Raw genomic sequence first — 20,082 nt, forward strand, 5'->3', positions numbered from 1 at the left:
AATGGAAGGGGATCGTGACAGATGAATGAATTGCTAAGCGAGTGGAAAATAACGGAGGGCCACTTGGATGTTGTGCCCGAAGAGGTTGGGCTCAGCTCACATCAATTAAATAAGCTGGATAATCACTTTCTGAATCTGATCGCACAGCAAAAAATTCAAGCAGCCAGTTTTCTCGTTGCACGAGAAGGAAAGATCGCCGCATGGAAATCAATGGGTCGACTGCATGGCTCCACTGACCAAGGTGAACTGCAGCCGGATTCCTTGCGTAAAATGTCATCCATAACGAAAGCATTCACAAGTGTTGCGATCATGAAGCTCATAGAGGACGGTAAGCTTTATATCGATCTGCCTGTGTCCAACATTTTGGAAGAATTCAATAATCCTGTACATAAAGATATCACCTTGTTCCACTTATTAACGCATACGTCTGGTATTTTGCCAGTCACCGGATATTACAATGAGCCCTATCCTAGAGAATGGTGGGGGGCTAGCGGCATGGATCATTGGATTCGAAAAGTGCTGCAAGGCCCGCTCGTTTGCCAACCCGGGGATGCCTATAATTATTCTACGGTGGGCTTCGCTATGCTGGGCGAGATCATCTCAAGAGTATCTGGTAAGCAGTATGAGGACTACATTACGGAGAACATTATCGAACCACTCCAAATGACACGTACTTTTTTTGATGTGCCTGAGCATCTGCACTCTGAAGTATGCAGTGTAGATCGGATGGATATCGAAAGGTTAAGCAGAGAAAATGACGGTTCACCTATGCCGCCTCGTTCGGATAGTGGACTTTATTCAACACTATTTGATATGTGGAAATTCGGACAAATGCTGTTGAATGGCGGAACCTTTGAAGGTCAGCGTATCCTTGGCAGAAAGTCAGTAGATCTGATGACTCGCCGACATCTGTTTAACGTTCCCGCCTATCATTGGGGAGGTAAAATCAAAGATAAAGGCCATGCTCTTGGTTTAGATTTAGCTATTCATCATCTTTCATATGAATCAGTAGGCACCTACCAGCTGGAGGGTTCAGGAAGAACCGGATTTTTTGTGGACCCGGTTGAGAAGCTCGTTGTTGTACTCATGGTGCCTTCCATTTACTCATGGATACCTGAATCGGTACATGGTACAAAACAAATGATATGGTCAAGTTTGGTTTAGAATAAGCATGAAACTTGAATGCAGCCATTAGTAATATTTATAAAGAGTGAGCCGACTATTCGGCTCGCTCTTTTTTTTGTGCAGATAATTAGACTGATGCAATGACATCATGAAGACTAATATAGATACATAACCCGGGTATAGTAAAAACTCTTGACCTACATACCCTTAGGGGGTATATTATAATGGTTATGATGTAAAGGAGAGATGCCAAATGTATGATAAAATAAAAATCGCAGTCTCACCAGCCATTCAGGTTGGAGGCAGCCTGTTCACACCTCATCAACTGGTAACCATAGGTTCACTCATTGACACAGATGCAAATATAGAGATGACACCTTTTAAGCAGCTTTATGTGGAAATACCGTTAGATCAACAAAATGAAATAACCGAACAATTACGAGCAGTCGGCCTCGAGGTTAATCCTTCAGGCTTTACGACAAAAAGCTTGATTGCATGCAACTTTTGCAAAGGAGCCCAGGATGCCGGCTTAGATATTGCCATTAAATTAAACGAAGCAATCGCGGGAATCGGAACACCAACGCCAATGAAAGTCGGTTATGCAGGTTGCGCATTAGGTACAAGTGAACCTTTATTAAAAGATATTGGGGTCGTAAAAATGCGGAATGTGTTTGACGTTTATGTCGGCGGAGAGCCCAAGGGAATAAAACCTTCCTTTGCCCAGCTTTTACTTTCAGGCTTATCAGAAAATCAGTTAATATCATCAATAATTAATCTCATTAACTATTATAAAGAACATGCTAAAGGAAAGGAAAAGTTCAGCAAATTTATTAATCGAATTACTCTAGACGAACTAAAAACATTGAAATGGAATGAGCAACCATGAGTAAAATTTTAGTTATTGAGGATGAAGATAAAATTAGAGAGGTTATAATCGCTTATCTAAACAAGGCTGGTTATAGTGCATGTGAAGCTAGTGATGGCCAAAGTGCAATGAATGAAATCGATAAGCAGCCCTTTGATTTAATCATTCTTGACTTGATGCTCCCTGACATTAATGGAGAGCTGCTGTGCAGACAAATACGAGGAACTAATCCGGTACCTATCATTATGCTAACGGCTAAAGCTTCTCTAAATCATCGCATCCAAGGGTTATCTGATGGAGCTGACGATTATATCGTGAAACCATTTGATCCCCCTGAATTGTTGGCTAGAGTTCGTTCCGTCCTGCGGCGTACCAATCATCATGAGCTTCTCGCTGATCGTTTGGAATACGGTAATGGACGATTAAGTTTGGATAGCCAAGCTAAACAGGTTTACATCAATCAAGAACCCATAAATTTAACACCAAATGAATATAAACTGCTTGTTGTTATGGCTAGAAATGCTGAAAGAACACTTTCCCGCGAACATTTAATTGATATGGTGATGGGAATCGATTTTGAAGGGGATGCTCGTACAATTGATCAGCATGTCAAAAATTTACGGCAAAAAATAGAGGAGGATGCTAAAAATCCAATGTTCATTCAGACGGTTTTTGGTGCCGGCTATCGCTTTCATGGAGGAGACAAATGAAAAAAACACTATCCAATCGGATTAGTATTCTTCTTATCTTTTATACAACAGCCATCTTAATCATTGCTTCCATTGCTTTAGTTACAGCCACTCATCATCATTTCCAGCTTTATGGTGAAGAGATAGCGCAAGGCAGCCACGATAAGACAGAGTCATTAAATTCACATTTAGAGCAAGCCGTGCTTCAATCCATTGGACTGACAGTAGGCGGAGCACTCATTATTACGCTTATTATGAGCATTTACATCGCTAAAAAAATTTCCTCTCCTTTAGTTAAAATGAAGAACATAACACTCGTTATGGCAAGAGGAAAACGAGATGCTCGTCTTCCTTTAAAAGGCACTCCAAAAGATGAAGTCGATCAACTGGCCGCCTCTATCAATCATTTAGCTGAACAGCTTGAACAGCAAGAACAATTACGGGTAACGATGACCGAAAATATTGCTCATGAGCTTCGAACCCCCTTAACGACATTAAATAGTTTTTTATCAGCGATTCAAGATGGAATTTGGGAAGCTACACCTGAACGCATACAATCATGCAGAGAAGAAATTCACCGTTTAGTCCAAATGGTTAATGATTTGGAAGAACTGCAAACACTTACTTCTACAGCACAGCAGTTAAGCTTAAAAGATGTTCCACTAACAAAATCTATAGAACAAGTTTTAGATCTTATGAAGCCCTCCTTTTCAGATAAAGGAATTATTTTGGAAAGAGGTTTCATCCCTGAAATGACTATCCATGCTGATGAATACCGACTCATTCAAATGTGGACGAATTTATTATCGAATGCTCTAAAGTTTACTTCTAATGGTGGAAAGGTATCGGTATATGGGAAATTAGTTCAACAAGGTGTTCAAATAACCGTCAAGGATACTGGAATCGGAATACCAACTGAGCAGCTCGCGCATGTATTCGAACGTTTCTATCGTGTGGAAAAATCACGGAACCGGAAATCGGGAGGCGGGGGCTTAGGTCTTGCTATTACGAAAACGCTTGTCGAACGTCACGGAGGACAAATTTGGGCTGAAAGTGATGAAGGGACTTTATTTCATGTGTATTTACCGAATACAGTAAAGAATAACTAAATAAAGAGTCTATTTGTAGATGAATGAGAACATTTTGTAGCGGCTGGAGACAAATTATTCAAATCAAAGCTTACTTTACAAGACAATAAACTGCAAAGGATGTTACTAATCTGATACAGAACCGAGTGAGAACGTTTATAAATCAATAGCATAAAAAAACACGTACCGTTGATGCTTTTCCGATCGGAGGTACGTGTTATTTATTGAGATTAGGTACTGCTTATTACGCTGACCATTCATCCATCATTTACTCCATAATGAGCTAAATCTACAGTAGCTGAAAATGAGCAGGTTTCCTAGAGCAGCTAGCCAAAATACTACTGTTGGGTACGCGAGCTCAGAGATCCAACCCGCAGAAACAATCGTAATCGGCATAGCAAGCTTGAATAATGAGCCAGTTATGCCACTGATACGTCCGATTAGCTGATGTGGTGTAGATTCCTGTCTAAATGTCCAAATACAAACGGTGCTGATCATCTCAAAACATCCATTAAGCAGCAGGCTGAAGCTTAACATCATACTGGATTGCGATAAAGCCATCAGTAAATAAGATAACGCAACACATAGCGTGGTGATCGTGACCAAGACACCAACAGAATAGGTGCGTCGAAGCCTGCTAATAAGTAGACTGCCAAGAAGCCCACCTACACCTGCTGCTGCCAACACGGTACCTAGCTCTGCATTATTCAGTCTGAGCGCATCCTTGGCGTAGAAAATGATCGTTGTATCCACCATGCCTGACGTCGCGTTCAAAAAAATTACAGCGATCGTCAACTGCCATAATAATTTATTAGAGCGAAATTCAGCCCAACCTGCTCGAAGCTCACGCCAGAAACCAGCTTGCTGAGCATTAGGCGGCTCATCGCTGCGTAAGAATATCAGCAAAACAAATGCAATAGAGAACAAAAACGAAGTAATGAATAAGGCATCATACAGCACAGGAAGCATGAGCAGCAGCCCTGTTACAGCAGGACCCATAATGCCAACCAAGGTTGACATAAAGTTGAAGGTAGCGTTAGCCGGTGTCAGCATTTCCGCAGGGAGTGAATGCTTCACAATTCCAACACGGGCATTATTAAATGCATAACCAAACAGCATGAGCAAAAAGCCGCTTACATATAGCACAAAGATGGGTGGATTGCCGTAGGAAATGACTGCATATAGACCTAGAAGAACGCAGATTTGCAGTCCTATGGCCCATAATGACCAGCTTTTCTTGTGCACGCGGTCAACCAGTACACCGATAAACATGGCAAGCAGCAGGTTTGGAAGAAGCTCGATGGCGCGCATCGTTGACATTTTCACCGCAGAGTGGCTCAAATCGTACAAAATAAGCGGCAGCGCCAGCTCATAAATTTTGTTGCCAAAGGCGATAATTCCACCTGTTAGAAACAGGATAAGGAATCCTGGATGCCGCCATAAATGAATAAAGGTTGGAGCAGCGGGCTCTGCAAATTGCTTTATGCGCTTCATGATGTGATTTCTCTCCTCATTCTCGTACTGTTGCAAATGATTATACTTTCGAAAAAGAAGAATAAAAAGAGAAGGAAACCATTCTATCATTTCGCCTTTTTGGATATAAAAAAATAGAAACCTTCATGAGAGCCGTTTAGTATAAATGAATAAATTAAAAATAGGAGATGAAGCACAATGGAGTTTAGGGAGCTGGAACAGCCCAACTTGTATGTATTAGAAGACTGGTTTAAAGATGCAGAAGTTTATAAATGGTTAAGCGGCAAATTGCCATTAAAACGCTGGTATAAGTTCGTTAATAAAAGCTCTAATTATTATGCTTGGATAGTTTATGAGCAAGAAATACCCGTTGGTCAAATCAGTGTTGAAATTTATCCCGACCATACTGCTTCTGTAAGCTTATTAACCAATCCAAGCCTTCGAAATAAGGGTTACGGAAAAAGAATGCTGGAGTTGCTGCAGAATAGAAAGGAATTAGATGCCGTACAGATCATTACAGCAGGTATTGAAGTTGAAAATATAGCGAGCATCCGATGCTTTAAAAAGGTGGGCTTTGCCGATGAGGGAATCGACTCGGATAACATCATGAATCTATCAATTCTTCTACATAATCATGAGGAATCAACGGAGTAATATTTCGTTGCTAAGATCTATATGCTAAAATCATGTTAAGCAATATAACATCAATTCCTAATCGGAGGTGCAGCAAATGTCCGGGGTCATTTCCAAAGCTATTCACATATTGGATCTGCTTGTACCGCATGGCAGCGAGAAAGAAATGAGTGCAACAGAAATCAGCAGGGAACTCGACATGCCTGTACAAAGCGCGCATCGGATTCTTCATTCTTTATCCGAACATGGATTTGTTGCTCAAGATAAAAAATCGAAAAAATATAAATTAGGACTTTCCATTATGAAATACGGTTTTTTGATGTGGGACAGTCTAATGTTCAGGTCACTGGCTAGACCATTCATGGTCGAACTATCGCAAAAAACGAAAGAAACGATCTATTTGGCTACAAGAGAGAACCAAGAAGGCGTCTATATTGATTCCATCGATTCACCGCAAATTTTGAAAATTTCCGAACCTATCGGACTTAGGCTGCCACTATATATAGGAGCATCTAATCGCGCTATTCTTGCTCATTTGCCATCCACGATGCAGGAAGCTATATTGCAGGGTGTGGATTGGACAACAGTACCGTCGCTGATTCCATTATCCAAAGAAATGATTCAGACTGATCTAGAGATCATTCGCTCCCGAGGTTATGCCATCACATCAGGAGAAGCAACGGATGGAACAACTGGCATCGGGGCTCCCATCTTTTCTTATGATAATACCGTTATTGGATCACTGAATGTAGCTGGTCCCGCGATACGGTTTACGCCAAGTAAAATCGAGAGCTACGGTCAGCAAGCAAAAAAGTATGCGGATCTCATCTCCAAAGAACTGGGGTTCCGCAATAAGATACGTTGGAGCGAGTAGGAGGCTATCCCAAACGAATAAATTGAACGAACAGTGATCGAGCGTTCGTTCTTTTTTTATGCAAAAAACTGCTTTACATTGATTTAGGACATATGTCCTTTCCTAAACCTTGAAATGTATCGTTTAATGATGGAAAGATTGATATGGAGGAGAGCAATGATATGAAAGGGAGCATTTTCGCATTTTTAGGCGGGGTCTTAATTACACTACAAGGTGTTGCTAATTCAAGAATTAGTCAAGATATCGGCACTTGGCAAACCGCAACGATTACCCAGTTCACCGGATTCATAGCAGCCTTGATTATTCTGTTATTCGTCAGGGATAAACAGTGGTCCGGTTTTAAACAAGTAAAACCCTTATATCTAATCGGCGGTTCCTTTGCAGCTATTATCATCTTCAGCAATGTCACTGCTATTCAACAAATTGGCGTTACTCTTAGCATATCTGCCATGCTGATTGCCCAGTTAAGCCTGGCTTTTATCGTCGATAGTCAAGGATGGTTTGGGGTTGCAAAGCAGAAGATGAGGCTGCCTCAATTCATCGGTATTGGGATGATGATAGCTGGGGTGGTTATATTGCGGTTATAATAGTTAAAATATACCAAGCCCTTAACCGTATTCCTCTGGAGGTGATTCGTACAGATGCAAGAAATTAAAGATCGCGAGCAGCTCCACCATTTTTTACAAACGCATCAATTGGAAACAACATTCGGGGAACAATTATTACCCCATTTATCACTATTCTGCTTTGACCATGAGGAGCTTATTTGTTCCCAAGGTCAATCTTCAAAATATCTCTATTTTCTCGTTCAAGGAAAGATAAAGATCTACACAACCTCGAAAGATGGGAAAACACTTATTCTTACTTTCAAAACCTCCCTTGATGTAGTAGGGGATATTGAATATGTGCAAGACATTGACATTATCAACACGGTCGAAGCCGTGTCGACTGTATACATGATTGGCATTCATCATCAGTGGTTGAATAAATATGGCAAAGATCATTCGCCGCTGCTGCAATTTTTATTAAAAATTATAGCTCGGAAATTTTTGAAAAATTCGAACGCATTAAGCTTCAATATTTTGCATCCTGTGGAGGTTCGATTGGCGAGCTATCTATTGTCCGTCTCCTATGATGATTCAGAATATCTAATTAAAGGGCAGCGGAAAACAATCAGCTTAAAGGATACGGCTAACTTGATCGGAACGAGCTATAGACATCTCAATCGGGTTGTCCAGCAATTTTGTGCAAAAGGTTTAATTGAGCGAAAAAATGGAGGCATTCTTGTTAAAAACAAGGATGGACTACGCGCACTCGCCAGCCAAAATATTTATGAGTAAAACAATATCATGAGCTATTTCAAATCAATAAGCCAATGGGAGAGTAGAAAACATGATGATTGGACTTATATTTGCAGTTCTCACTGGTTGTTTGGTCAGTTTGCAAAATATATTCAATAGCAAAGTCAATGAACGAATAAATACATGGACAACAACTGCGTTAGTATTAGGCATGGGATTCCTTGCCTCATTTGTTATCGGATTCGTATTCGAAGGCGAACAGTTATTTGCATTACAAAATATGAAGCCATGGTACTGGTTCAGCGGTCTAATCGGCGTAGGCGTTGTTACTTGTCTGGTACAAGGCATTAGGCGGCTTGGTCCGACGTATGCCATCTCTATCGTTCTAACCGCACAGCTGGGAACTGCTTTATTGTGGGACTCGCAAGGGTGGCTAGGTATCGAAAAAGTAGCTTTCACAACGAATAAAGGGTTAGGTGTCCTTGTAATCGTCTGTGGCATCATTGTATTTAAAATAAGCGGTGCTCGTAAGAAAGTTACAGCATAACGATCAATAACGTTTAAGATTCAATTTGATCAAAGCAGGGTATTTTCTTCTATAAAGGCTCTAATACTAACTTAGCAGCAGGAGGAGGAAAAACATGATCAAAGCTAAACTTAAGTACGGTCTTGTAGCAGCACTGATGATTGGCCTAACAGCAATCGCACCGTTAACGCAAGCAGCAGGCAGCACAACAGCAAAGGATCTTTTCAGCGGAACACCAGCAGGGGATACCACATACCATTTCAGTGATATTCAATTTTTGAACGGTACAACCGGACGCGCTGCTGGCAATGGATTTCTCATTGGAACTTCTGATGCCGGCTCAACATGGCAACCGATCTATAAGGGTACTTGGCAATTTACACAGCTTGATTTCATTTCCAACACAACTGGATGGGCATTGGCGAAATCTTCTGCTTCCGGAACGAATGCCCTAATTCACACCAAGGATGGCGGAAAAACGTTCACCAAAATAGTAACCAATCCGCTCGCGCTTGAACGTATTCATTTTGTGGATGCTTCAAATGGCTTCGGCTATACGAAGGCTTTTGCCTATAAAACATCAAATGGCGGGAAAACATGGACCAAAATCTCTACTCCTCCCAATAACCGCTATGCAGAATTTACAGATGTGAAGCATGGATGGTCACTTATCGTAGTACCTGGATTTGGCTATCGACTATCAGAAACCACAGATGGTGGTATGAATTGGTCCACAAAACTAACAGTTAAATCAGAGGAGAGCATAGGCGGTAAGCTTTACACAAAGGGAAATCAAATATGGGCACAATTTTACGGTGGAGTAGGGATGTCCCAGCAATCTTATTCCCTTTATGCCTCTGCAGATAATGGTTCAAGCTGGAGGAAAGTAATTAGCCAGGAAACAGCAGGCGGCGGACCAGCACCAGGCGGTGCTGCAGGACTTGTTAAAGAAGGACCTGCTGCGCCTGGTGGACACCCTAGCAATATGGAGCTTGTTGATGGAGCTGCGATACTCGGAGGTTACTCTCCAGCCGCTGGAGTCATTGGCGTTGGTCGTTCGGTTGATTCAGGGAAAACGTGGAATAATCTTACACCGATCGCTGGGGGAGAAAGCATTATTTCGTTTACAAGCAAGGAGCTAGGCTGGATGGCCGATACAAGCCTATCTAATGCAGCTGTATACAGAACAACCGATGGCGGCAAAACATGGTCCAAAAAAATAAGCATTCCTGAAAACAATCAGTAAGCTGCAATCGCAGATATACTGACAAGAACTTTAAGAAGACTGGTTCCTATTATAGGGCCAGTCTTTTTGTTGCCATTAGCCATTATGTATAAAAAAAGAGGGGCTAAGCAAAATAAAGGAAGTATTCAACTTCAATTTGCGGTAGTCACTTGAGTGGGGTGGACGTATGGATGATATAAAATGTGATTTCTCTCCAATGAAAGTTGAAGTGAAGAGCAAGCTTCTACATTTGCGTGAATCCCTTGAAGCTTTGATAAAGGATTTGGATCATGATGCTGGCAATTGCTTGCTAAATGAGTTCCATTCTATGAAAGAACAAGTTTTTGAAACGGAATCGATTGCAACAACCTTTTATTTAAAATGTTATCTTGCACCTTATACCGCCAAATATGACGAGCTGTCCCATGCAATATCCCATTTATCGAAACGGCGCCATGGGGCGCTTCTCGTCGTGCAAAGATCAGATTCAATCGATAGGTATATTACTCATGGCGTATTAATTTCTGCCATGCTGACGCATTCGTTAATAGAATCTATTTTCACCCCTGGCGGTCCGCTCCATGACGGCGCAGTCTTAATCCAAAATGATAAAATTATATCTGCTGGCAATGTCCTGCCGTTAACGCAAAGAGACAGCGAGCAGAAGAAGCTTGGAACTAGACATCGTGCCGGTCTTGGTTTATCAGAATTAAGTGATGCGCTTGTTATCATCGTATCAGAAGAAACCGGACAAGCTTCCTTCAGCTTGGAAGGAAATTTATATCCCTTTTCACCGGGCAATGATCTGCTCCATTAAATGACACAAAGAAAAACCACCTCTTCATAAAGAGGTGGTAGTTGGTAGTGACGATTAACGCAATGTTTTCAATGCACCGCTCCAAGCGAGTACTTGATCTAACATGCCGTTCAAATTAGTAAGATGAAGATCAGCTGGTTTGAAAACAGAACCGTTCTCAAAATCAGTGAAGAGTGACAATGCAGGATGTACACGAACGTCAGCTACAGACAATTCGCCCAAAATTCCACGTAAATGCTCAGCTGCACGAGCACCGCCTACAGAACCGTAACTTACGATACCTGCTGCTTTATCGTTCCATGCGTCACGAGCATAATCAAGCGCATTTTTCAGTGATGCTGAAATACTGTGGTTGTATTCTTGTACAATAAATACGAATCCATCCAAGCTAGCAAGCTTCGTATTCCAAGCTGTTGCTTGCTCAGTAGCATCGCTTTCTCCCAAGAGCGGGAGCTTGAAATCCGCGATATCAACGATTTCATAATTAGCATCTCCGCGTTGATCAGCGATTTTCTTCACCCATTCACCAACTTGCGGGCTAAGACGACCTTGACGAGTACTTCCTAAAATAATACCGATATTTAATTTTGACACTGTTTTTTCCTCCTCAATAGTTGTTCTACCAAATCATTTGTCTAGAAAACCTTTTGCAGACACTGCCAAATCATGTTGTAAAGCTTTAGAACAAGAACCGTCCTTAGAATAACAAATAGTTAATGATCAGTATTTCTTAAACAAGGAAGGGTTATTCTTAATGAAAGATGGATAATAAAAATACGCCAACTTCCTTTACGTTGAGTATCTTTAATATGAGATAATAATAGCGAATATAAATTTCTTTGTCAAGTAACTATAATTAATTAAGTGCATTAATCTTTCCATTAATTGTAGCTTTTTAAACTTAAACATTCACACTTGCCATTTTATCAATTGAGTAGTAAAGTGATGGCATAGTCATTGAGAGGGGGAACGAAATGCAGAATAATACGTTAGGTTCGTTAATTTGGCTTCGGCTGATGCGGTTTACGAATCAGAGCAACCAGATGTCAAATGAGTTTTTAAAACAATTTGATTTAACGACTGCTCAATTTGATGTACTCATGCAAATTCGTGTCTATCAGCCTCTAACTCAAATGGTACTGGCCGAGAAAGTAACGGTTACGCAAGGCGGCATATCTCGCATGCTCGTACGACTTGAGAACGAAGGTTATATTGTGCGCAAGCAAGACTGGAAAACCAAAACGATTAGTTTAACAGAAAAGGCCGAAGCCATATTGGATATCGCAATGCCGAGTCAGCTTGCTTTTCAAACTTCATTTTTTGAAGATGTATTAAATGAGGACGAACAAAAAACACTATACTCATTGATGACTCGCATCCATAAACATAGCCAGAAAAAGAAATTGCCGTCAGAGTAATTTTTTTGCAATATCAATTGACTAGTCAAGTTAAATAGAGGAGGAACAATTATGTATACCATCCCTGGACATCATCATATTTCGATGATTACAAAAAACGCAAAAATTAATAATCATTTTTATCAAGAAGTACTAGGACTGCGCAGAGTGAAGAAGACGGTCAATCAAGACGATCCATCCATGTATCATTTATTTTACGGTGATTTAACGGGCAGTGCGGGAACGGAGCTATCCTTCTTTGAAATGACAAATGCAGGAAGAACTGTGCGCGGTACTAATGCGATTACTCAAATTGGCTTGCTCGTGCCTTCTTTAGAAAGTTTGGCCTATTGGAAAAAACGTTTTGAATTATTAAAGGTAGAACACGGCGAAATCACAAAATATGCGGGGCGAAATGCGCTCCATTTTGAAGATACAGAAGGTTTGCGAATGGTTCTACTAAACAATAACGGTGAGGAAGTTCCTGAGAAATGGGCAGCATGGGAGGAATCAATTATCGAGCAAGATCATCGTATTCTTGGCATGGGAACTGTCGAAATGACCGTTCGGTCTTTAGATCGTTTAGCCGCTACATTAACGAGCATGTTAGGTTATAGCGAAGTGTCACGTACGGATAATGAAGCCATTTATCAATCTGTTGCCGGCCGTTCCTATGGAGAAATTTTGGTCAAACAAGCAGATGGAGCAATCGAGAAGCCTGGAAGAGGAAGCATTCATCATTTAGCGATCCGTGTTAAAAATGAAGAAGAGCTGCGCTATTGGGATGAGGTCGTTAAAAAACGCGGCTTCCACTCCTCCGGCATTGTGGATCGTTATTATTTTCAAAGCTTATATTTCCGAGAATCAAATGGCATTTTGTTTGAAATAGCGACGGATGGGCCTGGGTTTACGAAAGATTCATCCGTCGCAGAGCTAGGTAAAGCACTGGATTTACCGCCATTTTTAGAAGCCAGACGGGCGGATATTGAAGCAAAATTAGTACCGCTGAATTAATACGCAAAAGGGGAGAGAACGCATGGAAAAATATCGAATCGATAAAAATAAAGGCTTAGAATTCGGATTGTATTCTATTGGGGATCATTTGCCTAACCCGCATACGGGCACAATGATAAGTGCTGAACAGCGTATTCAAGAGCTCATTGATGCAAGCAAGCTGGCAGATGAGGCAGGAATAGATGTATTTGCTGTAGGGGAAAGTCATCAAACATTTTTCACGACACAAGCCCATACCGTGATTTTAGGAGCTATCGCTCAGGCCACAAAAAACATTAAGATTGCCAGCTCAGCAACAGTGCTAAGTACATCTGATCCTGTTCGAGTATACGAAGATTTTGCAACGATCGATTTAATTTCCAAGGGACGTGCGGAAATTGTGGCAGGACGGGGCTCACGCGTCGGGGCGTATAGTTTGCTAGGCTATGATGTGCGGGATTATGAAGAACTATTTGAAGAGAAACTAGAGCTTCTAATGAAATTAAACAATGAAGAAACGATAACATGGGAAGGTCAGTTTAGACCAGCTCTTAAGCAAGCATCGATTTTGCCGCAGCCCCAAAATGGACATATGCCCATTTGGAGAGCAGTAGGCGGACCTCCTGCAAGTGCTATTAAAGCAGGATATGCCGGTATTCCGATGATGCTGACGACGCTTGGAGGTCCAGCAAGCAACTTTAAAATTTCGGTAGATGCTTATCGTGAAGCTGCTTCAAGCAAAGGTTTTGATCCAGCAGCTTTACCTATAGCAACGACGAGTTTATTTTATATGGCAGAAACGACACAAGACGCTCTTCGTGAGTACTATCCACATCTTAACGCTGGAATGCAAGCACTGCGTGGAGGCGGATATCCAAAACAGCAGTTTGCTCAGTCGACCGATCATCGTGATGCTTTAATGGTGGGCAGCCCGCAGCAAATCATTGAAAAAATGCTTTACCAATATGAATTATATGGACATCAGCGTTTTATGGCTCAAATTGATTTTGGCGGTGTTCCATTTGATAAAATTGCAAAAAATATAGAACTTATCGCTACTGAAATTATGCCTGCAATTAAGAAACATACCGCTAAAAACTAAATTGCAATCAAAATCAATTTCATCATTTAACTTATAAAAAGTGCCGCGACGATTTATTGCGGCACTTTTTTATGTTCCATATCATCCTAATAACCCCGCTAAATAGCTAGTCATAACGAGCTTGCGTAGCTATTTATGTATGGATTGGAACAATTTTCTATTTATATATAGAATTATTCTATTATTCAATCTTTTCAAAATTCTGTATGCTAGGATTAATCAAAGTTCATAAAACACATAGGAATTATATGGATTGATTGTAAAGTACGTATACCAAATGATAAAAAGTTGGTGAATGCAATAGGACAGCTATTAGAAGTTGATCGATTACAGGTGGCATTTCGGATGGATCAAGGAGAAGTGAACGCTGTAGATGATGTGAGCTTCACACTTGAACATGGGGAAACCATCGCTATTGTTGGCGAATCCGGTTGTGGAAAGAGTGTAACATCCCTTTCCATCATGGGATTGCTCGGAGCTAATGGTTCAGTTCGTCAAGGAGAAATCAAGTTCAACGGCTCATCTCTAATCAGCTGCTCGCAAGCTCAGCTTCGTAAGCTTCGAGGCAGCGAAATCGCGATGATTTTTCAAGAGCCGATGACCTCTCTAAATCCAGTCTTCTCCATCGGAGAGCAGATTGAAGAAACGATTCGCCAGCATTTGAACCTGTCTCGAAAGGAAGCGAAGCGCTTAGCCGTAGATTTGTTAAGGAAAGTAGGTATTCCTAGAGCTGAATCGATTATAAAGGAATACCCTCACGCACTTTCAGGAGGCATGAGACAACGGGTAATGATTGCAATGGCGCTGGCATGCCAGCCCAAGCTGCTCATTGCCGATGAGCCAACGACTGCACTCGATGTTACGATTCAAGCACAAATCCTTGCATTGATGAAGCAGCTGCAGGCAGAAAGCGGTGCTGCTATCTTGCTAGTTACGCATGATTTAGGAGTTGTAGCTGAAATGGCGGATACGGTGGTCGTCATGTATGCGGGGCAAGTCGTCGAATCAGCTGACGTTTTCACTCTCTTTCGAGCACCAAAGCATCCGTATACGCAAGGCTTAATGAAATCAACCCTCCGACTCGATCAAGTCAACAGGGAGCGGCTGCAGACGATTCCAGGTTCAGTTCCCTCTTTCCAGAAGATGCCTGCAGGATGCCGCTTTCACCCACGCTGTCCACATACAATCGCACGATGCCAGCAAGAACAGCCTGATCTTACGACGAATGGACAGGGACATCATGTACGCTGCTGGCTGATGGACCTTCCAAACGTATCGAATGAAGAACATACTCAGGCGGTTAGATTATGAGCCTCAACACACTATTGCAAATCGAACGGTTAAAAATGTATTACCCCATACGTAGTGGCGTGTTTTCGAATCAAGTCAGCCATATCAAGGCGGTTGATGATGTGAGCCTAACGATGTATGAAGGGGAAACCGTCGGTTTAGTTGGCGAATCGGGATGCGGCAAGTCGACGATTGGTCGTTCAATCATTCGACTTGAGAATCCGCAAGCTGGACGTATTCTTTTTGAAAATCAGAATATTATATTTTCCTCTCAGCGACAGTTAAAACCGCTGCGGACACGAATGCAGATGATTTTTCAGGACCCGTATGCTTCCTTAAACCCAAGGCTTCGAATATACGATACGCTTGCTGAGCCTTTAATTGTTCACAAGCTGGTGAAGCGCAGTGAGGTGCAGCGTGAGGTTGATAACCTGCTTCAATTAGTTGGATTGCCGCGTTCGGCTGCCAATCGATATCCTCATGAATTTTCCGGGGGGCAGCGCCAGAGGATCGGAATCGCTAGAGCCATTTCATTCAAACCCAAATTGATCGTATGCGATGAGCCAGTATCAGCGCTTGATGTCTCCATCCAAGCTCAAATTTTAAATCTTTTACAGGATTTGCAAAATGAGTTGAAGCTGACGTATTTATTTATCGCCCATGGCATTGGAGCAGTTAAACAGATCAGTACAAGAATCGCCGTCATGTACTTGGGGAAAATCGTAGAATTGGCACCTACAGAGGAGCTATTCCGCAAGCCGAAGCACCCGTATACGCAGCTTCTATTAAATGCGTATCCTCCGCCGGACCCAACGCTTCGAACAACGAACAGTCACATCATTCAAGGAGATGTGCCTAGCCCAGCTGAGCCTCCATCTGGTTGTCGATTTCATACTCGTTGTCCTTATGTGCAAGAGCTGTGCCGAACAACAGAACCGGTAATTACGAAAGAGCATCACTCTGTTGCATGCCACTATCCGCTTGCATAGCACAAAGGCTAGGAAAGGAGAAGGCATCGATGGGCCATTATATCGTTCGAAGGCTGCTGATTTCCATACCAGTATTTCTTGGAATCACATTGCTTAATTTTCTTATCATGAATATGGCTCCCGGGAATCCCGTGGATATGTTAATCAATCCTAATATCCCGAAAGAGCTGCTAGAGATTAAAAAAGAGCTGCTTGGTCTGAATGACCCATTGTATATACAGTATGTAAAATGGCTGGGCGGTTTTTTTAGAGGAGAACTCGGCTATTCATTTAGCAGCTTCGCCCCCGTATCACAGCTGATTGGCGCCAGAATCGGACCTACCTTGCTGCTGGCTGCAGCATCGATGCTGGTTGGGATATTGATTGCCGTACCCGTAGGGGTGATCAGTGCTGTCAAACAGAATTCAAAATTGGATTATGTCATGACAGGGTTATCCTTCCTAGGCACCTCGATTCCTCCCTTTTTCCTAGGCCTTGGATTCATCTATGTGGTTGGAATTAAGCTGAAGTGGCTTCCAACAGGGGGAATGTCAACGTTAGGTGGCTCTGGAAGTTTCGGAGATATCCTCATGCATATGATTCTTCCTGTCATGGTGCTTGGTATTACGATTGCAGGTAAAAAGGTTCGTTATGTTCGCGCCAGTATGCTCGATGTACTCCATCAGGATTATCTGCGTACAGCCCGAGCGAAAGGCCTTAGTGAATTTCTAGTTACGAATAAGCATGCGCTTCGCAATGCCTTAATCCCGATCATAACGATCATCGGTGCAGAAATTCCTTTGGTATTAGGCGGCAGCATTATTATTGAGCAAGTATTTCAATGGCCGGGTATCGGGCAATTAACGATGGAAGCCATTCTCTCACGCGATTATCCGACTTTAATGGGCATTAATTTGATTGCTGCATGCGTCATACTCTTCACGAATTTGTTCACCGACATCGTTTATTCAATCGTTGATCCACGCATTAAATACAGCTGATTGGAGGGGATAGCCAATGTCCGTTAGTGAAATGCCATGGATGAGGAAAGATGCATTTTCTTCAGATCATGGTGATGAAGACGAACTGTCAGTGGATGTAATAGAGAGTCATGCCCAAATAGTGAGGCGTAAGTTTATCAAGCACAAGCTGGCGGTATGGGGACTTGCAACTACCTTCCTGCTGCTTAGTATCGCGCTTTTTGCTCCGTGGCTTGCACCGAGTCATCCTAATGAAATTACAGATGCGTTCTCAGCCCATCCCTCGCTTACACACTGGTTAGGCACAGATCAAGTAGGGCGGGATGTATTAAGCCGGTTGATTTATGGAACACGGGTATCTTTGATGATTGGTTTTTTTACAGTTGCTTTGTACGTAACCTTCGGAACATTCATTGGACTAATCGCTGGTTACTATGGCAAATGGCTGGATATGGCACTTATGCGTTTGACTGATATTTTCTTAAGTTTTCCTTACATGATGGTTGTGTTGGTCATCGTGAGCGTGCTGGGTGCAAGTGCAACCACGATCATCCTTGTTCTCGCACTCTTCAAATGGCCAACAATAGCAATGCTTGTCAGGGGAAGCGTATTATCCATGAAACAAATGGATTTTGTCCGTGCCGGCGTTGCGCTTGGATACAACACTCCGCGAATACTAATGAAGCATATTTTGCCAAATGTAATGGGGCCAATCATTGTGAATGCAACGTTTGGCGTTGCCAGCACGATTCTTAGTGAAGCTGGACTTAGTTTTCTTGGTATGGGGGTCAAATCCCCTCAGGCGAGCCTTGGCAATATGCTGCATGATGCACAATCGCTAACGGTTTTAACTGAGCAGCAGTGGTTATGGGTACCCGCTGGCATCGTTATTCTCATTACCGTTCTTGCGATTAACTTTGTAGGGGACGGTCTTCGTGATGCGTTTGATGCAAGAGCCTAAGTATATGAATCTGCTATTTAATTATTTAAATAGAAAAAGCAATAAAACAAAAGGAGAGAAACAAATGAAAACAAGGTTTCAAGTGCCAGGATTCGTATTATTAACCATCTTAATGATTTTCCTATCGGCATGCAGTGAAACAAAGCAGGAAAAGGTCGAAGCAACAGCAGAACCAACCAAGGAAGATGTTTCTGTTAAGACAGCAACCAACGATGCCAAAGCAAAAAAAACCTTATACATTGGTATCGTTAATGCTCCTGTTACTTTAAATCAAATCAATACGCAAGGAAGCTCGGCGTCGCTTGCCCCTATTAATTTACTTAATGATTCTTTGCTCGATGTAACGGATACCGCACAATTTATACCGAAGCTGGCGGAATCTATCGAGACGCAGGATAAGCAAACTTACCATATCAAGCTTAAAGCGAATGCCAAATGGAACGATGGTACCCCTTTTACAACGGCAGATGTGGCTTTCACATTAAAGCTTGCCCTTCATGCCAAAGTAGAATCATCCTTCAAGCTGGATTTTATCGAAGGCTTAAATGACATTGGGAAACTGGATGAAGGGAAAACAGAGCTATCCGGATTAAACATTATCGATCCAACGACCTTCGAGATCAAAACAAAAACACCGATCGATCCGCTCGTATTTAATGAACGTTTCGGTGTTAAGGTTAATTTCTTGCCCGAGCATATTCTGAAAGATGCCAATCCAGAGCAGCTTTCAACGAACGAATATTTTCAAAAACCATTAGTCACCATTGGTCCCTATAAGTTTGCGAATTATGAGCAGGGGCAATTTGTCGAGGTGACAAAAAATGAAAATTACTACCTCGATGTACCTAAGATTGACACGATTTTCATAAAGGTGCTTCCCGCGGCAAATCTTGTAGCACAGCTGCAGACGGGAGAAATTCAAATGAATTCTTTGCCGGTCGGGCTTGTACCGATTACGGATTATGATAAGGTCAAGGGCTTTGAGAATGTAAATGTAACCTCTGCTCCAGCTTCTGAGCCGGCCGAAATTTTCTTCAATACAGAGAAGCTTCCAGATAAAAAAGTTCGCCAAGCGATCGCCTATGCGTTGAACCGTCCGCTCATCGTGGAGCAGCTGCTCAAAGGGCAGGCCGAAATTATTGATGGAGGCATCCCAAGCTCGCATCCATATTTTAATAAAAATATTGCCAATTATGATTACAATCCTGAAAAAGCAAAAGAGCTTTTAAAAGAAGCGAACTGGGATCCCAAACGTACCATCACATTTATTATTCCAGTTGGGAATAAGGTGCGTGAGCAGGCTGCTGATATTCTCGTACAAAACTTAGAATCTGTTGGGATTAAAGTAGACGTTCAGAAATTCGATTTTCCAACGTTAATCGATAAAGTGGAGAAGGGCGAGCATGACATTACCATATTCACAAGAGATTACTATATCGAACCTAGCCTCTATTTTACAACCTATAAAAGTGATGATCCCGAAAGTGTGATTCGATTTAAGAATCCATTAGTCGATGAGCTGATTAAAAAGGGTGAACAAGAAATTATTGAGGAAAAACGTCACGAGATTTATAACCAATTGCAAGAGGTACTGCATGATGAGGTTGCCACTTTAGCTGTTTATTCCGAGAAACGTTTGCAGGTCGTATCAAAAAACGTTCTCGTTGGAAAACCGCTTAATCTAGGTACGTTCAATAATGTAAACCAGTGGGATATAGAAACGAAATAGCAGCACACAGTTTTAAAAAAGCTGCATGCCATGAAGTTATTTCTCG

21 protein-coding genes are annotated in these 20,082 nt (G+C 42.0%); 19 read left to right on the forward strand and 2 right to left on the reverse strand.

Annotation, left to right across the window (positions count from 1 at the left end; translation table 11 throughout):
* The first annotated feature begins 21 nt into the window (after positions 1 to 21).
* The 4 genes from AC1DM9_RS09800 (at position 22) to AC1DM9_RS09815 (ending at position 3,788) form a co-directional block, all read left to right on the forward strand.
* Positions 22 to 1,164 (forward strand): serine hydrolase domain-containing protein, encoded by a 1,143-nt coding sequence (locus AC1DM9_RS09800; RefSeq protein WP_477579702.1) that lies wholly within the window; start codon positions 22 to 24, stop codon positions 1,162 to 1,164.
* Positions 1,165 to 1,378: 214 nt separating this feature from the next.
* Positions 1,379 to 2,011: a nitrite reductase gene (locus AC1DM9_RS09805; RefSeq protein ID WP_477579704.1), complete on the forward strand. Its 633-nt coding sequence runs from the start codon at positions 1,379 to 1,381 to the stop codon at positions 2,009 to 2,011.
* The gene (locus AC1DM9_RS09810) at positions 2,008 to 2,700 is read left to right on the forward strand and encodes a response regulator transcription factor (RefSeq protein ID WP_477579706.1); all 693 of its coding nucleotides are present in this window, start codon (positions 2,008 to 2,010) and stop codon (positions 2,698 to 2,700) included. Before AC1DM9_RS09805 ends, AC1DM9_RS09810 begins: the two co-directional genes overlap by 4 nt.
* The gene (locus AC1DM9_RS09815) at positions 2,697 to 3,788 is read left to right on the forward strand and encodes a sensor histidine kinase (protein ID WP_477579708.1); all 1,092 of its coding nucleotides are present in this window, start codon (positions 2,697 to 2,699) and stop codon (positions 3,786 to 3,788) included. Before AC1DM9_RS09810 ends, AC1DM9_RS09815 begins: the two co-directional genes overlap by 4 nt.
* A 243-nt stretch (positions 3,789 to 4,031) precedes the next feature.
* Here the strand turns inward: AC1DM9_RS09815 and AC1DM9_RS09820 are convergent, their stop codons facing one another.
* Positions 4,032 to 5,261 (reverse strand): MFS transporter, encoded by a 1,230-nt coding sequence (locus AC1DM9_RS09820; RefSeq protein WP_477579710.1) that lies wholly within the window; start codon positions 5,259 to 5,261, stop codon positions 4,032 to 4,034.
* A 177-nt stretch (positions 5,262 to 5,438) separates the two neighbouring features.
* On the opposite strand from AC1DM9_RS09820, the gene AC1DM9_RS09825 reads away from it, so the two are divergent.
* From AC1DM9_RS09825 to cdaS, 7 genes are all read left to right on the forward strand, one after another.
* A complete protein-coding gene (locus AC1DM9_RS09825) occupies positions 5,439 to 5,894 on the forward strand; it encodes a GNAT family N-acetyltransferase (protein ID WP_477579712.1) in 456 nt (151 codons plus the stop codon).
* 76 nt (positions 5,895 to 5,970) lie between these two features.
* A complete protein-coding gene (locus AC1DM9_RS09830) occupies positions 5,971 to 6,747 on the forward strand; it encodes an IclR family transcriptional regulator (RefSeq protein ID WP_441883297.1) in 777 nt (258 codons plus the stop codon).
* 161 nt (positions 6,748 to 6,908) lie between these two features.
* Positions 6,909 to 7,334, forward strand: coding sequence for a DMT family transporter (locus tag AC1DM9_RS09835; RefSeq protein ID WP_339209338.1), 426 nt, complete (start codon positions 6,909 to 6,911; stop codon positions 7,332 to 7,334).
* Between the two features lie 54 nt (positions 7,335 to 7,388).
* Entirely contained in the window at positions 7,389 to 8,087 is a 699-nt protein-coding gene (locus AC1DM9_RS09840; protein ID WP_477579714.1) for a Crp/Fnr family transcriptional regulator, read from the forward strand.
* A gap of 52 nt (positions 8,088 to 8,139) precedes the next feature.
* Positions 8,140 to 8,595, forward strand: coding sequence for a DMT family transporter (locus AC1DM9_RS09845; protein WP_477512610.1), 456 nt, complete (start codon positions 8,140 to 8,142; stop codon positions 8,593 to 8,595).
* A gap of 94 nt (positions 8,596 to 8,689) precedes the next feature.
* A complete protein-coding gene (locus tag AC1DM9_RS09850) occupies positions 8,690 to 9,820 on the forward strand; it encodes a WD40/YVTN/BNR-like repeat-containing protein (RefSeq protein ID WP_477579716.1) in 1,131 nt (376 codons plus the stop codon).
* Positions 9,821 to 9,986: 166 nt separating this feature from the next.
* The gene (gene cdaS / locus AC1DM9_RS09855) at positions 9,987 to 10,616 is read left to right on the forward strand and encodes a sporulation-specific diadenylate cyclase CdaS (RefSeq protein WP_441907658.1); all 630 of its coding nucleotides are present in this window, start codon (positions 9,987 to 9,989) and stop codon (positions 10,614 to 10,616) included.
* Positions 10,617 to 10,670: 54 nt separating this feature from the next.
* Here cdaS and AC1DM9_RS09860 read toward each other — a convergent pair whose 3' ends face one another.
* Positions 10,671 to 11,210 carry an NADPH-dependent FMN reductase gene (locus AC1DM9_RS09860; protein ID WP_076265973.1) on the reverse strand — a complete coding sequence of 180 codons (540 nt, stop codon included), beginning with the start codon at positions 11,208 to 11,210 and terminating at the stop codon, positions 10,671 to 10,673.
* Between the two features lie 380 nt (positions 11,211 to 11,590).
* Here AC1DM9_RS09860 and AC1DM9_RS09865 point away from each other — a divergent pair, with 380 nt between their 5' ends.
* From AC1DM9_RS09865 to AC1DM9_RS09900, 8 genes are all read left to right on the forward strand, one after another.
* Complete coding sequence (locus AC1DM9_RS09865) at positions 11,591 to 12,034, forward strand: MarR family winged helix-turn-helix transcriptional regulator (RefSeq protein ID WP_441883285.1); 444 nt, start codon at positions 11,591 to 11,593, stop codon at positions 12,032 to 12,034.
* A 51-nt stretch (positions 12,035 to 12,085) separates the two neighbouring features.
* The gene (locus AC1DM9_RS09870) at positions 12,086 to 13,027 is read left to right on the forward strand and encodes a ring-cleaving dioxygenase (RefSeq protein ID WP_477579719.1); all 942 of its coding nucleotides are present in this window, start codon (positions 12,086 to 12,088) and stop codon (positions 13,025 to 13,027) included.
* A 22-nt stretch (positions 13,028 to 13,049) separates the two neighbouring features.
* A complete protein-coding gene (locus AC1DM9_RS09875; protein WP_477579720.1) occupies positions 13,050 to 14,108 on the forward strand; it encodes an LLM class flavin-dependent oxidoreductase in 1,059 nt (352 codons plus the stop codon).
* Positions 14,109 to 14,453: 345 nt separating this feature from the next.
* Positions 14,454 to 15,419 carry an ABC transporter ATP-binding protein gene (locus AC1DM9_RS09880; RefSeq protein WP_477579721.1) on the forward strand — a complete coding sequence of 322 codons (966 nt, stop codon included), beginning with the start codon at positions 14,454 to 14,456 and terminating at the stop codon, positions 15,417 to 15,419.
* On the forward strand, positions 15,416 to 16,387 hold the full coding sequence (locus AC1DM9_RS09885) for an ABC transporter ATP-binding protein (RefSeq protein WP_477579723.1): 972 nt from the start codon (positions 15,416 to 15,418) through the stop codon (positions 16,385 to 16,387). The genes AC1DM9_RS09880 and AC1DM9_RS09885 overlap by 4 nt, the downstream gene beginning before the upstream one ends.
* 29 nt (positions 16,388 to 16,416) lie before the next feature.
* The gene (locus tag AC1DM9_RS09890) at positions 16,417 to 17,367 is read left to right on the forward strand and encodes an ABC transporter permease (protein WP_477579725.1); all 951 of its coding nucleotides are present in this window, start codon (positions 16,417 to 16,419) and stop codon (positions 17,365 to 17,367) included.
* 16 nt (positions 17,368 to 17,383) lie between these two features.
* Positions 17,384 to 18,307, forward strand: coding sequence for an oligopeptide ABC transporter permease (gene opp4C, locus AC1DM9_RS09895; protein ID WP_477579727.1), 924 nt, complete (start codon positions 17,384 to 17,386; stop codon positions 18,305 to 18,307).
* A 64-nt stretch (positions 18,308 to 18,371) separates the two neighbouring features.
* The gene (locus AC1DM9_RS09900; RefSeq protein WP_477579729.1) at positions 18,372 to 20,036 is read left to right on the forward strand and encodes an ABC transporter substrate-binding protein; all 1,665 of its coding nucleotides are present in this window, start codon (positions 18,372 to 18,374) and stop codon (positions 20,034 to 20,036) included.
* Positions 20,037 to 20,082: the final 46 nt, after the last annotated feature.

This window comes from Paenibacillus sp. 01T431 (assembly GCF_056398625.1).

Bases quoted from the DNA above. Each gene is read 5' to 3' on its own strand.
- AC1DM9_RS09800 (WP_477579702.1), top strand. From the start codon at position 22: ATGAATGAATTGCTAAGCGAGTGGAAAATAACGGAGGGCCACTTGGAT.
- AC1DM9_RS09805 (WP_477579704.1), top strand. From the start codon at position 1,379: ATGTATGATAAAATAAAAATCGCAGTCTCACCAGCCATTCAGGTTGGA.
- AC1DM9_RS09810 (WP_477579706.1), top strand. From the start codon at position 2,008: ATGAGTAAAATTTTAGTTATTGAGGATGAAGATAAAATTAGAGAGGTT.
- AC1DM9_RS09815 (WP_477579708.1), top strand. From the start codon at position 2,697: ATGAAAAAAACACTATCCAATCGGATTAGTATTCTTCTTATCTTTTAT.
- AC1DM9_RS09820 (WP_477579710.1), bottom strand. From the start codon at position 5,261: ATGAAGCGCATAAAGCAATTTGCAGAGCCCGCTGCTCCAACCTTTATT.
- AC1DM9_RS09825 (WP_477579712.1), top strand. From the start codon at position 5,439: ATGGAGTTTAGGGAGCTGGAACAGCCCAACTTGTATGTATTAGAAGAC.
- AC1DM9_RS09830 (WP_441883297.1), top strand. From the start codon at position 5,971: ATGTCCGGGGTCATTTCCAAAGCTATTCACATATTGGATCTGCTTGTA.
- AC1DM9_RS09835 (WP_339209338.1), top strand. From the start codon at position 6,909: ATGAAAGGGAGCATTTTCGCATTTTTAGGCGGGGTCTTAATTACACTA.
- AC1DM9_RS09840 (WP_477579714.1), top strand. From the start codon at position 7,389: ATGCAAGAAATTAAAGATCGCGAGCAGCTCCACCATTTTTTACAAACG.
- AC1DM9_RS09845 (WP_477512610.1), top strand. From the start codon at position 8,140: ATGATGATTGGACTTATATTTGCAGTTCTCACTGGTTGTTTGGTCAGT.
- AC1DM9_RS09850 (WP_477579716.1), top strand. From the start codon at position 8,690: ATGATCAAAGCTAAACTTAAGTACGGTCTTGTAGCAGCACTGATGATT.
- cdaS (WP_441907658.1), top strand. From the start codon at position 9,987: ATGGATGATATAAAATGTGATTTCTCTCCAATGAAAGTTGAAGTGAAG.
- AC1DM9_RS09865 (WP_441883285.1), top strand. From the start codon at position 11,591: ATGCAGAATAATACGTTAGGTTCGTTAATTTGGCTTCGGCTGATGCGG.
- AC1DM9_RS09870 (WP_477579719.1), top strand. From the start codon at position 12,086: ATGTATACCATCCCTGGACATCATCATATTTCGATGATTACAAAAAAC.
- AC1DM9_RS09875 (WP_477579720.1), top strand. From the start codon at position 13,050: ATGGAAAAATATCGAATCGATAAAAATAAAGGCTTAGAATTCGGATTG.
- AC1DM9_RS09880 (WP_477579721.1), top strand. From the start codon at position 14,454: ATGGATCAAGGAGAAGTGAACGCTGTAGATGATGTGAGCTTCACACTT.
- AC1DM9_RS09885 (WP_477579723.1), top strand. From the start codon at position 15,416: ATGAGCCTCAACACACTATTGCAAATCGAACGGTTAAAAATGTATTAC.
- AC1DM9_RS09890 (WP_477579725.1), top strand. From the start codon at position 16,417: ATGGGCCATTATATCGTTCGAAGGCTGCTGATTTCCATACCAGTATTT.
- opp4C (WP_477579727.1), top strand. From the start codon at position 17,384: ATGTCCGTTAGTGAAATGCCATGGATGAGGAAAGATGCATTTTCTTCA.
- AC1DM9_RS09900 (WP_477579729.1), top strand. From the start codon at position 18,372: ATGAAAACAAGGTTTCAAGTGCCAGGATTCGTATTATTAACCATCTTA.